This is a genomic window from Ancylobacter vacuolatus (genome assembly GCF_030813595.1).
Classification (GTDB): domain Bacteria; phylum Pseudomonadota; class Alphaproteobacteria; order Rhizobiales; family Xanthobacteraceae; genus Ancylobacter; species Ancylobacter vacuolatus.
In genome coordinates this window covers 159248-172409 of the sequence record NZ_JAUSUH010000009.1, presented here as the reverse complement: position 1 = coordinate 172409, position 13162 = coordinate 159248, and the positions used below count along the sequence as shown (strand labels likewise).

Sequence of the window (13162 nt, the reverse complement as noted above, 5' to 3'; positions counted from 1 at the left end):
CCGGGATCAGGCCCGCTCGCGCAGGAGGAAGCCGGAGATGCCGCGCGGCAGCACCCGGATGACGATGATGACAGCCATCAGCAGGCCGATCTGCCCGGCCAGCTGGCCGTACCAGGAGGTCATGCTCGCCTTGACCACGGCGAGAATCGCCGCCGCCGGGGCGGTGCCGAGGAACACATCGGCGCCGCCGACCACCACGGTGACGAAGGCTTCCATGATGAAGGTGGTGCCCATGGTCGGCACCAGCGTCATGGTCGGGGCGTAGAGCCCGCCCGCAAGGCCGGCGAGGCCGGCGCCGAGCGCGAAGGTGAGGCTGTAGACGAGCCGGGTGTCGATGCCGAGCGCGGCTGCCATGTGCGGCACCTGGATGGTGGCGCGGGCCATGACGCCAAAGCGCGTCCAGTTGAACAGCGCGTAGAGCCCGGCGATCACCACCACCGCCATGCCGCACAGCACGAGGCGATAGAGCGAATAGGAATAATCGCCGACGGTGAAGCTGCCGAAGGGCGTGCCCACCCCGGCCATGGTGGAGCCGAGCACGATCAGCGTGCCCTGGGTGAAGATGAGGCTGAGGCCCCAGGTGGCGACGATGGTGTCGAGCGGGCGGTCATAGAGATGGCGGATGATGAGGATCTCCACCAGCGCCCCGACCGCCGCCGAGGCGAGGGCGCCGATGAGGATGGCGAGCGGCAGCGGCACGCCGGCATGGGCGGCCGAGACGGTGACATAGGCCCCGCACATGATGAATTCGCCATGCGCCAGGTTGATCACGCCCATCATGCCGAAGATGACGGCGAGGCCGCAGGCGGACAGCACCAGAAAGGCGAAGGCATCGCCGAACTGGTAGAGCGCGGAGAAGGCGAGTGTTCCGACATCCATGTGCGGTGGGGCCCTTGATCTTTCGCTTCGAGAGGACGGCATCATCCTGAGATGCGCGGAAGCCGCGCCTCGAAGGAGGGCCGTCCGGGTGAGCCTCCTTCGAGGCCGGCCTGTCGGCCGGCGCCTCGGGATGACGCCGTTGATGCGTCACCTCGGGATGACGCCGTTGATGCGTCACCTCAGGATGACGCCGTTGATGCGTCACCTCGGGATGACGCCGTTCGTGCAGGACGTCTTTACTGAAGTCGTCTTTACTGAAGTCGTCTTTACCGATCAGGCGATCGCCCCGGCCAAGCTGGGGGGTCGGGCCGGGGCGATGCCTTCGGGTGCCGCCGAGGGGGACAGGGCGGCAGCCGGGTGGGTGAGCTTTCTGTTCCCTCTCCCCGCTGGGGAGAGGTGGCCCGCGCAGCGGGTCGGTGAGGGGCTCTTTGCAGAACCCTGCCAAGCCCCCTCACCCCAACCCTCTCCCCGCCGGGGAGAGGGAGTGGTCGACCGATCAGTTCTTCGGCGGCGGGTTGGAGGGCGTGTACTGCGCGCTCGGGTCGCTCTTGGTCAGGTCGCAGCCGGCTTCGCCCAGCCAGTACGGCTTGATGCCCTCCCACACCTTCGGGAAGGTGATGGAGTGATCCGCGCCGACCTTGGCGAGATAGATGGTGTGCGACATGTGCTGGCTCTTCGGGTCGAGGCAGACCTTGCCCTCGGGCGCGTCCATGCAGACATCGCCCTTGGCGATCTCCTTGCGCAGGTCGTCGCGCTTGGTCGACTTCGCCCGCTCCACCATCTGCTTGTAGAGATAGACGGCGAGATAGGAGTTCTCGGCTTCCTGGTTCACATAGGGCTCGTCCGGGAACTTGGCCTTGAACTTAGCGAAGAAGTCCTTCGAGGCCGGGGTGTCGACTTCCTCGATGTAGTTGGTGGTGACGTACATGTCCTTGAGCGATGGCGGCTTGAAGCGCTTGTGCTCATAGCCCTGACCGACATTGACCGAGGAGGCCATCGGCAGGTTGACGTTGGCGGAGGCGGCCTGCTCGTAATAGGAGGCCTGCGCGGTGCCGACCAGCAGCGTCACCACGAAGTCGGGCTTGGCCTTCTGGATGTTCTGGATGTTCTGCGAGAACTGCGACACGCCGAGCGGGATGAAATCCTCGCCGACCATTTCGCCGCCATTCTCCTTGACGATGTTGCGCACCCATTCGGCCGAGATCTGGCCGAAATTATAGTCGGCGGCGAGTGTGTAGACCTTCTTGCCGTACTTCTCCATGAGGTACGGGATGAGGGTCGAGAACTGCTGCTCGGGCACCGCGCCGGTGACGATCATGTTGGCGTCGCAGACGCCGCCTTCATACTGGTTGTTGTAGAAGGCGAGGCCGTCGAACTGGTTGACGATCGGGCGGTAGGCCTCGCGCGAGGCGGAGGAGAAGCCGGCGAACACCACGTCGACCTTGTCGCGCTGCAGCACGCGGCGCATGAATTCCTGGTAGCGGGTGTTGTCGGACTGGGTGTCGTAGATCACCAGTTCGAGCGGGCGGCCATCGATGCCGCCGGCCTTGTTGATCTCCTCGGCGGCGAGCTGGATGGCGTGCACCTTGCCGATGGTCGCGGCGGCGAAGTCGCCGGACTGGTCTTCAAGCACGCCGAGCTTGATCGGATCGGCGGCGAAAGCGTGGGCGACGCTGAGCAAAAGCGTTCCCGTGAGGGCTGCGGCACGCAGCCCCCGCATGGTCTTTCCGTTCATTTTCTTCTCCTGTGAAAGGTTATCTTCTTTCCGCGCGTGGCTCCGCCGGGCGGAGCTGCATCGGTTCATCGAGGGGGCCAGCCCTCGCCGTCAGGAACGCCTCGCAATAGGCCTCGAGGGTCTGCCGCGAGCGCATGCTTTCGCGCCGAAGCCATTCATAGGCCTCGTCGTCATCGACGCCCGCCTCGGCCATGCGGGCGATGATGGACTTCACCACCGCGCGGCGGCCACGCCGGCGGCGATCCATGTCGTCGAGCCGCGCCCGAAGGTCGCCGCGCAACAGGAACTGGTTGATGCCGAGGAACAGCGCGGTGTAGACGGCGCCGCCCTGCACCGGCTTGCGCAGGAACGCCGAGGCGCCGAGCTGGATCAGGTGCTTCAGCCGGCTGGGCGCTTCCACCCCGACCAGGCCGATCACCGGAACGGGGGGATGATGGGCGCCGGCGTCGGTGTCCAGCGCCACCGGGTTGTCGAGATCGCCATCGATGAACAGGATGTCGCGCTCGGGCTGAAGGCTGGCGAGGTCGATCTGCGCCCGCCCGTCCACCAGTTCGGGATAGACCGCGGTGACGCCGAGCTTGCCGAGCGTCTTTTCCAGCGCTTCCACCGCGGTGAGGCTGGACGTGACGATGTGCGCCCGCCCGCCATTGAAGTTCTGCAGCAGCCGAGGTGCCATCACTTTACCACTCTCAGTGAAGAGTTGCGGGCAGCGACCGCATAGCGCGGCGAGGACTGGACGAGATAGGGGTCCGGGCGCACCGGGCCGGGCGCCTCGACGAGAATGTCGAAGCGCGCCTGCGCATTTGAAATCCCGATTCGTGGCGTGAGATAGGCGTGCAGGGTCTGCGGGTCGATCCGCACCTCGCCCTGCGGGGCGAGCAGATGCTGGCGGGTGGCGGCTTCCTTCACCGCCTCGACATCGTCGGTGCCGGCCTCGGCCAGCGAGAGGATCAGCAGCTTCATCGCGATATAGGAGGCTTCCGCATCGGCCGAGCTGGTGGGGCCGTCGGGGAAGGTCTCGCCATAGAAGCGGGTGAAGGCGGCGTTGGCGGGGGAGGCGAGCGAGGAGAAATAGACCGAGGAGGAGAGATGCCCGTCCACCGCCTCCTGGCCGATCTCCTCCAGCTCCGGCTCGGAGAGGGTGCAGCTGACCACCGGGAAGGCCGTGCGCTGGTCGATGCCGCGCGCGGCGCAGGCGGCGCGGAAGGCGCGGAAGAAGGCGTAGTTGCTGGTGCCGATCAAATTGTTGAACACGAAGGCGGGCCGCGCCTCCAGGATCGCCTCGACCACCTGGTCGATCTCGGTGTCGCCCACCGGCACATAGCGCTCGGCCAGCACCCGGGCGCCGCGCGCGGTCATCGCCTCGCGGAAGATGCGGGTGTTCTCCCACGCCCAGATATAGTTGGAGCCGACGCAGAAGGCGGAGGAGCCGAGCGTCGCCAGCGCGTGGTCGACGAGCGGCAGCACATGCTGGTTCGGCGAGGCACCGGTGTAGATGACATTGTTGGAGCTCTCGAAGCCCTCATAATGCGAGGGGTACCAGAGCAGCCCGTCATGCTTCTCGAAGCAGGGAATGACTTCCTTGCGGCTGGACGAGGTGTAGCAGCCCACGACATGGCGGATGCCGTCATGCAGCAGGTCGCGGCTCAGCGCGGCGTAGCGGCCAAGCTCGCCGCCGGGATTGACCACGACAGGCTCGATGGCGAGGCCCGGTGCCGGACGTTCCGCCACCGCCAGCAGGGCGCCGTTCAGCATCGAGCGCGCGACCACGCTGTAGGGCCCCGTGGTCGAGAACATGACGCCTATGCGGACGGGCTTCGACACGCCTTGCTCCAACCGGGCCTAGGGCCCAAACGATTGCGGGCCGAAGCCCAAAACAAAAAACGCCCGCCGGCCGTCAGGCCGTGGGCGTCGTTGCCACCAACCAGCAGCGCGAAAACGCCGTCGTTGGAAATGTTGTCCGAAAGTGCCGCGACAATGGGCAGCTTTGCCCGTCGCTCGTTTCTTAGGCTCGCGTGAAGTCACCTTCTTGTCAAGAACCTTTTTCACGCGCGGGCCCGCCTGTGGAGCCTGCGCGCGCCTCGCCGAGAATCCAGGCGATAAGATCGCGCGCCGGCTCGGACAGGGTGGCGCCCGGCGCCAGCCAATAGCCGGTCTCGCGGCGTGCCAGCGACGGGCCGACCGCCACCAGCGTGCCGTCCGCCAGCGCCCCGTCGATCAGCCCGGCCCAGCCCAGCGCCACCCCCTGGTCGGCCATCGCCGCCTGCACCACAAGGCCATAGGTGTTGAGGCTGAGATCGCTTCCCGCCGGCCCGCGCGCCAGCCCCATGGCGGCGAACCAGTCGCTCCAGCCGAACCAGCGCGGATGCGGCGTGCTTTCCAGATGCAGCAGCGGCAGGTTGCCAATGCGCGCCGGGTCCTGCCCGAGGCCGTGACGGGCGGCGAAGCCGGGGCTGCACACCGGCCAGATCCGTTCCTCGACCAGTTGCACGCTCTCGGGCGGAAAGTCCCGCCGGGCGCCGAACAGCACGGCGACATCCTCCGCCCCGTCGAGGCCGTGATCGGCGCCGGCGGAGGCGATGATGTGCACGTCGGTCTCCGGGTGTACCTGCCGGAAGGCGGCGACGCGCGGCATCATCCAGAACGAGGCGAAACCGTAATCGGTGAACAGCCGCACCACCGGCCGCCGGCTGAGGCGCCGCACCGCGCGGGCGGCATTGTCGATCTCGCCGGCCGCCGCCCGGGCGGCGCGGTGCAGCACCTCGCCCGCCGGGGTGAGCGCGCTGCCGCGATGGCCGCGCACCAGAAGCGGCGTGCCGAGCTGGGTTTCCAGCTCGCGCACCACATAGCTCACCGCCGGCTGCGACAGGCCGAGCGCGCGGGCGGCGCCTGTGATCGAACCGAGCCGCCCGACCGCCTCGAACACGCGGATCCAGCCAAGGTCGAGAGCGCGTTCAGACATAGAGCCAGCTTATGTCTTTCATCGAAAATATCCGGCTTCACAGGCCAAAGCATTTAACCGCCTGATGTGCGGGAGGCAAGGAAGCGGCCGGTCTCACAAGGCGGCTCCTTGCACATTTCACGCGTCTCATCCCCTTCCAGAGGTGTCTCATGATGACCCGTACCGTGCTGGCCGCTTCGGCCCTTTCGCTGCTTCTCCTGGCCGGCCCCGCGGCGGCGGCCGACGCGCCCGCCTGCAAGACCATCCGCATGTCGGACCCCGGCTGGACCGACATCACGTCCACCAATGCCATTGCCGGCGTGCTGCTGGGTGGTCTCGGCTACACCCAGGACGTGAAGACGCTCTCGGTGCCGATCGGCTATGAATCGATGAAGAACGGCAATGTCGACGTCTTCCTCGGCAACTGGATGCCGGCGCAGCAGAAATTCATCGACGCGCTGAACGAGGCGAAGGCGGTGGACGTGCTCGCCACCAATCTCGAAGGCGCCAAGTTCACCCTCGCCGTGCCGAACTATGTCGCCGAGGCGGGGGTGAAGGACTTCAAGGACCTGGCCGCCAACGCCGACAAGTTCGACAGCAAGATCTACGGCATCGAGCCCGGCGCGCCGGCCAACCAGAACATGCTGAAGATGATCGAGGCCAATGATTTCGGCCTGAAGGGCTGGAAGGTGGTGGAATCGGGCGAGCAGGCCATGCTGGCGCAGGTGAAGCGCTCGCAGAACGGCAAGAACTGGATCGTCTTCCTCGCCTGGGCGCCGCACCCGATGAACGAGACCTTCGACCTCACCTATCTCTCCGGTGGCGACGCCTATTTCGGTGCTAATTTCGGCGGCGCGGATGTGCGCACCCTCGCCCGCGCCGGCTGGGCCACGCAGTGCCCGAACGCGGCGACCTTCTTCAAGCAGCTGACGTTCGACCTCGCGACCGAGAACGCCATGATGGGCAAGATCCTCGATGACGGGCAGACCCCCGAGGCCGCCGCCAAGGCCTGGATCAAGGCCAATCCGGCCGCGCTCGGCCCCTGGCTCGACGGCGTGACCACCTTGGACGGCAAGCCCGGCCTGCCGGCGGTGAAGGCCTCGCTCGGCCTGTGAGCCCTTGCGGCGAGGCCGGCGGCGACCGCTGCCGGCCTGCGCCCGCCTCGTCCTGACCTCGACACTCCGCCTGCCGCCTGGAACGTGCCATGACGCGCCCGAACATCCTCATCCTGATGGTCGACCAGCTGAACGGGACGCTGTTTCCCGACGGGCCGGCCGATTTCCTGCACGCGCCGCATCTCAAGGCGCTGGCGGCGCGCTCGGTGCGCTTTTCCAACACCTATACGGCGAGCCCGCTCTGCGCGCCGGCACGGGCCTCCTTCATGTCCGGCCAGCTGCCCAGCCGCACGCGGGTCTATGACAATGCCGCCGAGTTCACCTCTGATATCCCGACCTTCGCCCACCATCTGCGCCGCGCCGGCTACCACACCGCGCTGTCGGGCAAGATGCACTTTGTCGGGCCGGACCAGTTGCACGGCTATGAGGAACGGCTGACCACGGATATCTATCCCGCCGATTTCGGCTGGACACCGGACTATACCAAGCCGGGCGAGCGCATCGATTGGTGGTACCACAATCTGGGTTCCGTCACCGGCGCGGGGGTGGCCGAGATCACCAACCAGCTCGAATATGACGACGAGGTGGCCTATCACGCCACCCGCAAGCTCTACGATCTCGCGCGCGGGCACGATGCCCGGCCCTGGTGCCTCACCGTGAGCTTCACCCACCCGCACGACCCCTATGTCGCCCGCAAGCGCTTCTGGGACCTCTATGCGGACTGCCCGGCGCTGGACCCTGTGGTGCCGCCGATCCCGTTCGCGCAGCAGGACCCGCACGCGCAGCGCCTGATGCTGGCGAGCGACCATGCCGCCAGTGCCGTGACGCCGGAGGATGTGCGCCGCGCGCGCCGGGCCTATTTCGCCAACATCTCCTATATCGACGAGAAGATCGGCGAACTGCTCGACGTGCTGGAACGTTGCCGGCTAAGCGACGGCACGATTGTCGTCTTCGTTTCCGACCATGGCGACATGCTGGGCGAGCGCGGCCTGTGGTTCAAGATGAACTTCCTGGAGGGCTCGGCGCGGGTGCCGCTGATGTTTGCCGCGCCCGGCCTTCCCGCCGGCCGCATCGACCGCGCGGCCTCAACCCTCGACGTGCTGCCGACTTTGGCGGAACTCGTCGGGCTCGACCTTGGTGGGGTGATGCCCTGGACCGATGGCGAGAGCCTGGTTGGCCCCGCGCAGGGGCGCGGCGAGCGCAGCCCAGTGCCGATGGAATATGCGGCGGAAGGCTCCTATGCCCCGCTGGTGGCGCTGCGCGACGGGCCGTGGAAGCTGATCCTGTGCGAACTCGACCCGCCGATCCTCACCCATCTCGACGACGACCCGCAGGAACGCATCAACCGCGCGCAGGATCCGGCCTGCGCCGGGGTGATGGCGCGCATGACGGCGGCGATGAATGCCCGCTGGGACCTCGCCCGCTTCGACGCCGAGGTGCGCGCCAGCCAGGCGCGGCGCCATGTGGTGTATGAGGCGCTGCGCAACGGCGCCTATTACCCCTGGGATTTCCAGCCGCTGCAGAAGGCCTCGGAGCGCTATATGCGCAACCATATGGACCTGAACGTGCTGGAAGACGGCCAGCGCTTTCCGCGCGGCGAATAAGGTTCCGCCTCTCTTCCCGGTCACGGCTCGAACCGCCAGGAACCGCCAGTATGCTGCGCCGCGGCGCAGATGAGTTGCGGCGCATCACGCTATTGCGATCGAGAAGCGCCCGTCGAGTGGAAACAATGGCGCGGGGCGCACGTTGTCCTGGCAGATTCACCGGCTGCGCAGATGTGATGCGGTGAGGTGAATGAGAGTTGAAACAATAGACGTGACGTGTTTGCGCGCTGACTAATGTGCCAAAGTGTCGCTCTGTTCAAAGGATGTTATTATGAAGAAGACTGTTTCCATTCCGATGCTGGGTGCTGTTCTCGCGGCTGCGTTTGTCGGCCCCGCTCTTGCCGACACCAACCGTCCGATCATCGGCCAGAATTCCGGCTGGTCGCCGCAGACCAACCAGACCCAGAACCATGCCGCGCCGCGCCATGAGGGCTGGTCGCAGCAGGGCCAGGGTACCATGTATGAGGGGCGCAACGCCGCCACCATGTATGAGGGGCGCAACGCGGCCCCGATGGGTAGCCCGAACACCCAGGGCGTCGAGCCCTACATCGCCAACCAGATCGAGCAGAACGCGCGCAGCACCGACTGAGTGCGGCCCTCTCCTGAGGGCGTGCGATGAAACGATGGCGGTCCCGCAGGGGGCCGCCATTTTTCATGGGAGCGCGCTCAGCCCGGCCCGCTGCCACCACCGCCCGGCCGTTGCGGCGGGGCGAGCGCCAGCATCGACGTCACGGCCTCCGGCGCCGGGCCGGCCGCAATGCCGCGCCGGGGCATGCCTTCGACGAAGGGCACGAGTTGCAGCCGGGCGATCTCCAGCACCCGCCGCAGCTCGGCGACGGGCTGGGGATGTTCATCGACGCGCAGATCGAGCGCGCAATACTCTTCCGCGCCCTGCACCCGCAAACTGGCCGATTGCCGGCCGCGCTTGTCGCCGCCCGCTCGGTCCCCCGCTTCCATCGCCCGCATCAGCCGCTCGTCGAGCGGCTGGCCGTCGCTGGCGCGGAAGGCGCTCGCCATGCTGGCGATCACCTCGGGCCCGGTGAGCATGTTGCCCTGCACGGCAAACCCCTCGCCGACTTCCTGCCCGCACCAGGGCGTGCAGTCCGCGCCGGTGAAGGCGCTGGCCTCGCCCGCGTGATCCACCACGCCGATCTGGCGCAGCGCGCGCGCCTCATCCTCCGCCAGCGCCGCATCAACCGCCGCACGGGCGCCTTGCCCGCCGGCAATGGCCTCCAGCACGCCCAGCGCCAGATAGGGATTGACCCAGGACTGGGTCGAGGCGGCGCCCACCTTCGCCCGGGTGAACGGGCACATGGAGCCGACGGCGGGCACAGCCGTGGCCACCGCGACGCCGAAGAGGCCGCTGGTTGAGCAGCGGGCGACGATGGAGAAGGTCATGAATCTGGCCTCACACGCTTAAGTGTTTCAGCACCCTCGCACGGGAATCCGGCTCGGTGGAGGCGCCCGTCTCGGCGATTTCGCCGCGATCCAGCACCGCCCAGCGGTCGGCCACCGCCAAAGCGAAGGGCAGATGCTGCTCGACCAAGAGCATGGTGGTGCCGTGCCGGTCGCGGGCGCTGCGGATGACCCCGGCGAGCCGGTCGATGACCGAGGGCTGCAACCCTTCCGTGATCTCGTCGACCAGCAGCAGCTTCGCCCCCGTCGCCAGCGAGCGGGCCATCAGCAGCATCTTCTGCTCGCCGCCGGACAGCGTGCCGGCGCGCTGCTTGAGGCGTTGCAGCAGGAAGGGGAAGGAGGCTTCCACCTCGGCCAGGGCGGCTTCAAAATCCGGCCGGCGCACGGCGAGGCGCAGGTTCTCCTCCACGCTCATGTCCTGGAACAGCGCCTTTTCCTGCGCGACATAGCCCACACCGAGGCGGGCGACGCGGTGCGGGGGCAGCCGCGTTGCCTCGTTGCCGGATATGGCCACGCTGCCGGTCATTTTCGGCAGGAAGCCCATCACCGCTTTGAGCAAGGTGGACTTGCCCATGCCGTTCTTGCCGAGCACGGCGAGGATTTCGCCCGGCGCGAGCGCAAGGCTCACCTCGCGCAGCACCACGGCGCCGGCATAGCCGCTGGAGAGGTTGTCGACAGCGAGGATGCTCATGCCGGCAGCTCCGTGTGGGGGGAGGGGGCCGTCTCGTGGTCGATGCCGGCATGGCCGGAACCGGCATAGACCTGCTTGACGAGTTCGGAGGCGACCACTTCTTCCACCGAGCCGTCGAGCACGATGCGGCCCTGGTGCAGCACGATGACGCGCGAGGAAATCTCGCGCACGAAATCGAGATCATGCTCGACCAGCAGCACGCACAGACCCTGCTTCTTCGCGAGGTCGATCAATATGGCGCCGATCTGCATCCGCTCGGTCTTGGTGAGGCCGGCGGTGGGCTCGTCCAGCAGCAGCACGCGCGGCTCCAGCGCCAGCACCATGGAGAGTTCCAGCGCCTGCTTCATGCCGTGCGAGAGCAGATGCGCGGGGGTGGAAAGCTGCTTGTCGAGCCCGGTGGTCGCCAGCACATGCATCGCCGCTTCCGGCAGGGGCAGGTCCTGCGCGCGGCGCCAGAGCGAGGGGCGGGCATGGCGCACCCGGGCGATCTGCAGGCATTGCGCGACGGTGAGCGTCTCGAACACATTGGCCATCTGGAACTTGCGGCCGACGCCGAGCGCGACGCAGGCCTCCGGCGGCTTGCGGCCGATATCGTAGCCATTGACGGCGATGCGGCCGGCGGTGCGCTCGGCGCCATCGGCGATGCAGCGCATCAGCGTGGTCTTGCCGGCGCCATTGGGGCCGACCAGGCTGACGAGTTCGCCGGCGCGGGCCTCGAAATCGATGCCCTCCAGCACGGTGAGGCTGCCGAAGCGCTTGACCACGCCGGCAACCGTGAGCGCCGGCCCTTCGCCCGGCTCGACCCCTTGGGTGTCGGCGGGGTCGAGGGTGGAGAGCGTCACGCTGGCGGCCGGCGTCGGCACGCGCGGGCGGAAGAGGCCGAGCAGCTTGCGGGGAAGGTCGAACACCACAGGCAGCAGGCCGCGCGGAAAGGCGACGATCACAAGCACGAACAGCGTGCCGATGATGAGCTGCCAGACGAAGGGATAATCGCCGGCGAGCTGGGCGCTCTCGTAATCGACGATCAGCGCGCCGAACACCGGGCCGAGCAGCGTGCCGCGCCCGCCCAGCGCGGTCCAGATGACGAGCTCGGTGCCGAAGACGAAGCCGGCGAGTTCCGGCGCCACCACCATGGCATAGCCGGCATAGATATAGCCGGCGATGGCGGCGATGGCGGCGCAGGCGAGATAAACGAGGATCTTCAGCCGCGACGTGTCGAGGCCGAGATATTTGCAGCGCTGCTCGTTCTCGCGCACGGCGACCAGCAGGCGGCCGGCATCGCTCTTGACGAAGATGTAGGCGAGCGTCGTTACCCCGACGAGGAAGCTGCCCGACAGCCAGAACCACGCCTCCATCGACAGGTCGAAGCTCATGAAGCCCGACAGGCCGCTGGACGAGCCGGTGAAGGTGCCGCCGGAATAGAGCAGCTGCGTCGCCACGATCGGCAGCACCAGGGTGATCACCGAGGCATAGAGCGCCGAGGCGCCGTGCCAGAAGGCGAGCCAGCCGACGATGGCGGCGACCAGCAGCGCGCCGCCGACCCCCAGCCCCAGCGCCAGGAAGGCGTTGGAAGTGGAAAAATCCATATGGGTGAAGACGAGGCCCGCCGCATAGGCGCCGCAGGCGAAGAACACCGACTGGCCGAAGGTGAGGATGCCGAGGAAGCCCCAGAGCAGGTCCACCGTCAGCGCCACCGCCGCATAGAGCAGCGAGCGGGTGAGCACGTTCACCGAATAGGTGTCGAGCAGATAGGGGCCGGCGAAGATCGCCGCCAGCGCGGCGAAGGAAACGGCGAGGATGAGGGAAAGGCGGCGCGCTTCAGTCACGGGCGAACCCCTGAGGCCGGATGCGCAGAATGATGGCGGCGAGCACGGCGATGGTCAGGCCTCCGAGTACCGGGCTGAAATGGGTGGCGACCAGCACCTGCGCCCCGCCCAGCACCAGGCAGGCGAACAGCAGGCTGACCAGCGAGGCGCCTGACACCAGCACCAGCATGAAGGCGTTGACCAGCCAGGGCACGCCCATGGAAGGATCGACGCTCGACAGCGGCGTGATCAGCGCGCCGGCCACGCCCGCCAGCGCCGAGCCGAGAGTGAAGGTGAGGAAGCGCACCAGCCCGCTATTGATGCCGAGCCCGCGCGCCAGATCCTCGTTCATGATGACGGCGCGGGTCTCCAGCCCCAGCCGCGTGCCCTGAAGCAGCGCGGTCAGCCCGATGCCGAGCACGGCGGCGATGCCGACCAAAGCGAGGCGGTAGGCGGAATAGCTCTCGCCCCACAGATCGAGCGTGCCGTTCAGCGGCGATTCCGCGAACTGCACGCCGCGGCCGAAGGCGATGGTGATCAGCTGGCCGATGATGATCGACAGGCCCCAGGTGGCGAGGATGGCGTCGAGCGGGCGGTTATAGAGCGGGCGGACGACGAAGCGTTCGATCGCCATGCCGACCACGCCGCCGAACAGCGCGGCGGCGGGAATGGCCAGCCAGGGGTTCAGCCCGGCCTGGGTGGTGAGAAGCGCGGCATAGCCGCCCAGCGTCATCAGCCCCCCATGGGCGAAATTGATGATCTTCATGACGCCGAACACGAGCAGCAGCCCGGTCGCCACCGCATAGAGGATGGCGGCGGTGGTCACGATGTCCAGCGTCTGGCCGATCATGTGAAGTCCTTTGGGGTTTGAGGCACGGCGGGTCGAGAGCCACGTCATCCCGCAAAACCCGGCTTTGCCGGGCGCCGCAGGATGACGTCGCAAGGCGGGTCGCAAGTATCGCGCCATCCCGCCGGT

The 13162-nt window shown here is 67.4% G+C and carries 12 protein-coding genes; 3 read left to right on the top strand and 9 right to left on the bottom strand.

Features of this window, described 5'->3' with window-relative positions; all coding sequences use genetic code 11:
• Positions 1-6: 6 nt before the first annotated feature.
• The 5 genes from J2S76_RS17930 to J2S76_RS17910 all read right to left on the bottom strand — a co-directional run bounded on the left by J2S76_RS17930 (position 7) and on the right by J2S76_RS17910 (position 5576).
• Positions 7-879, bottom strand: a complete 873-nt coding sequence (locus tag J2S76_RS17930) for an ABC transporter permease subunit (RefSeq protein WP_307062614.1) — start codon at positions 877-879, stop codon at positions 7-9.
• 496 nt (positions 880-1375) lie between these two features.
• Positions 1376-2614, bottom strand: a complete 1239-nt coding sequence (locus J2S76_RS17925) for an urea ABC transporter substrate-binding protein (protein ID WP_307062612.1) — start codon at positions 2612-2614, stop codon at positions 1376-1378.
• 19 nt (positions 2615-2633) lie between these two features.
• A complete protein-coding gene (locus J2S76_RS17920) occupies positions 2634-3290 on the bottom strand; it encodes an ANTAR domain-containing response regulator (protein ID WP_307062610.1) in 657 nt (218 codons plus the stop codon).
• A complete protein-coding gene (locus J2S76_RS17915) occupies positions 3290-4438 on the bottom strand; it encodes a transporter substrate-binding domain-containing protein (RefSeq protein WP_307062608.1) in 1149 nt (382 codons plus the stop codon). The genes J2S76_RS17920 and J2S76_RS17915 overlap by 1 nt, the downstream gene beginning before the upstream one ends.
• Positions 4439-4646: 208 nt before the next feature.
• Positions 4647-5576, bottom strand: coding sequence for a LysR family transcriptional regulator (locus J2S76_RS17910; RefSeq protein WP_307062606.1), 930 nt, complete (start codon positions 5574-5576; stop codon positions 4647-4649).
• A 149-nt stretch (positions 5577-5725) separates the two neighbouring features.
• Here J2S76_RS17910 and choX point away from each other — a divergent pair, with 149 nt between their 5' ends.
• From choX to J2S76_RS17895, 3 genes are all read left to right on the top strand, one after another.
• A complete protein-coding gene (gene choX, locus J2S76_RS17905; RefSeq protein ID WP_307062604.1) occupies positions 5726-6670 on the top strand; it encodes a choline ABC transporter substrate-binding protein in 945 nt (314 codons plus the stop codon).
• 89 nt (positions 6671-6759) lie between these two features.
• Positions 6760-8274, top strand: a complete 1515-nt coding sequence (gene betC, locus J2S76_RS17900; protein WP_307062602.1) for a choline-sulfatase — start codon at positions 6760-6762, stop codon at positions 8272-8274.
• A gap of 271 nt (positions 8275-8545) precedes the next feature.
• A complete protein-coding gene (locus tag J2S76_RS17895; protein ID WP_307062600.1) occupies positions 8546-8863 on the top strand; it encodes a hypothetical protein in 318 nt (105 codons plus the stop codon).
• 77 nt (positions 8864-8940) lie between these two features.
• On the opposite strand, the gene J2S76_RS17890 is transcribed toward J2S76_RS17895, so the two are convergent.
• Genes J2S76_RS17890 through J2S76_RS17875 form a run of 4 tightly spaced genes read right to left on the bottom strand, consistent with a single transcriptional unit; the run spans position 8941 to position 13036 of the window.
• Complete coding sequence (locus tag J2S76_RS17890) at positions 8941-9672, bottom strand: DUF1028 domain-containing protein (protein WP_307062598.1); 732 nt, start codon at positions 9670-9672, stop codon at positions 8941-8943.
• 10 nt (positions 9673-9682) lie between these two features.
• Complete coding sequence (locus J2S76_RS17885) at positions 9683-10381, bottom strand: ABC transporter ATP-binding protein (RefSeq protein ID WP_307062596.1); 699 nt, start codon at positions 10379-10381, stop codon at positions 9683-9685.
• Positions 10378-12207, bottom strand: a complete 1830-nt coding sequence (locus J2S76_RS17880) for an ABC transporter permease subunit (protein WP_307062594.1) — start codon at positions 12205-12207, stop codon at positions 10378-10380. Before J2S76_RS17880 ends, J2S76_RS17885 begins: the two co-directional genes overlap by 4 nt.
• Entirely contained in the window at positions 12200-13036 is an 837-nt protein-coding gene (locus J2S76_RS17875) for a branched-chain amino acid ABC transporter permease (RefSeq protein ID WP_307062592.1), read from the bottom strand. Before J2S76_RS17875 ends, J2S76_RS17880 begins: the two co-directional genes overlap by 8 nt.
• Positions 13037-13162: the final 126 nt, after the last annotated feature.

Coding starts and splice junctions, on each gene's coding strand:
- J2S76_RS17930 (WP_307062614.1), bottom strand. CDS start 879: ATGGATGTCGGAACACTCGCCTTCTCCGCGCTCTACCAGTTCGGCGAT.
- J2S76_RS17925 (WP_307062612.1), bottom strand. CDS start 2,614: ATGAACGGAAAGACCATGCGGGGGCTGCGTGCCGCAGCCCTCACGGGA.
- J2S76_RS17920 (WP_307062610.1), bottom strand. CDS start 3,290: ATGGCACCTCGGCTGCTGCAGAACTTCAATGGCGGGCGGGCGCACATC.
- J2S76_RS17910 (WP_307062606.1), bottom strand. CDS start 5,576: ATGTCTGAACGCGCTCTCGACCTTGGCTGGATCCGCGTGTTCGAGGCG.
- choX (WP_307062604.1), top strand. CDS start 5,726: ATGATGACCCGTACCGTGCTGGCCGCTTCGGCCCTTTCGCTGCTTCTC.
- betC (WP_307062602.1), top strand. CDS start 6,760: ATGACGCGCCCGAACATCCTCATCCTGATGGTCGACCAGCTGAACGGG.
- J2S76_RS17895 (WP_307062600.1), top strand. CDS start 8,546: ATGAAGAAGACTGTTTCCATTCCGATGCTGGGTGCTGTTCTCGCGGCT.
- J2S76_RS17890 (WP_307062598.1), bottom strand. CDS start 9,672: ATGACCTTCTCCATCGTCGCCCGCTGCTCAACCAGCGGCCTCTTCGGC.
- J2S76_RS17885 (WP_307062596.1), bottom strand. CDS start 10,381: ATGAGCATCCTCGCTGTCGACAACCTCTCCAGCGGCTATGCCGGCGCC.
- J2S76_RS17875 (WP_307062592.1), bottom strand. CDS start 13,036: ATGATCGGCCAGACGCTGGACATCGTGACCACCGCCGCCATCCTCTAT.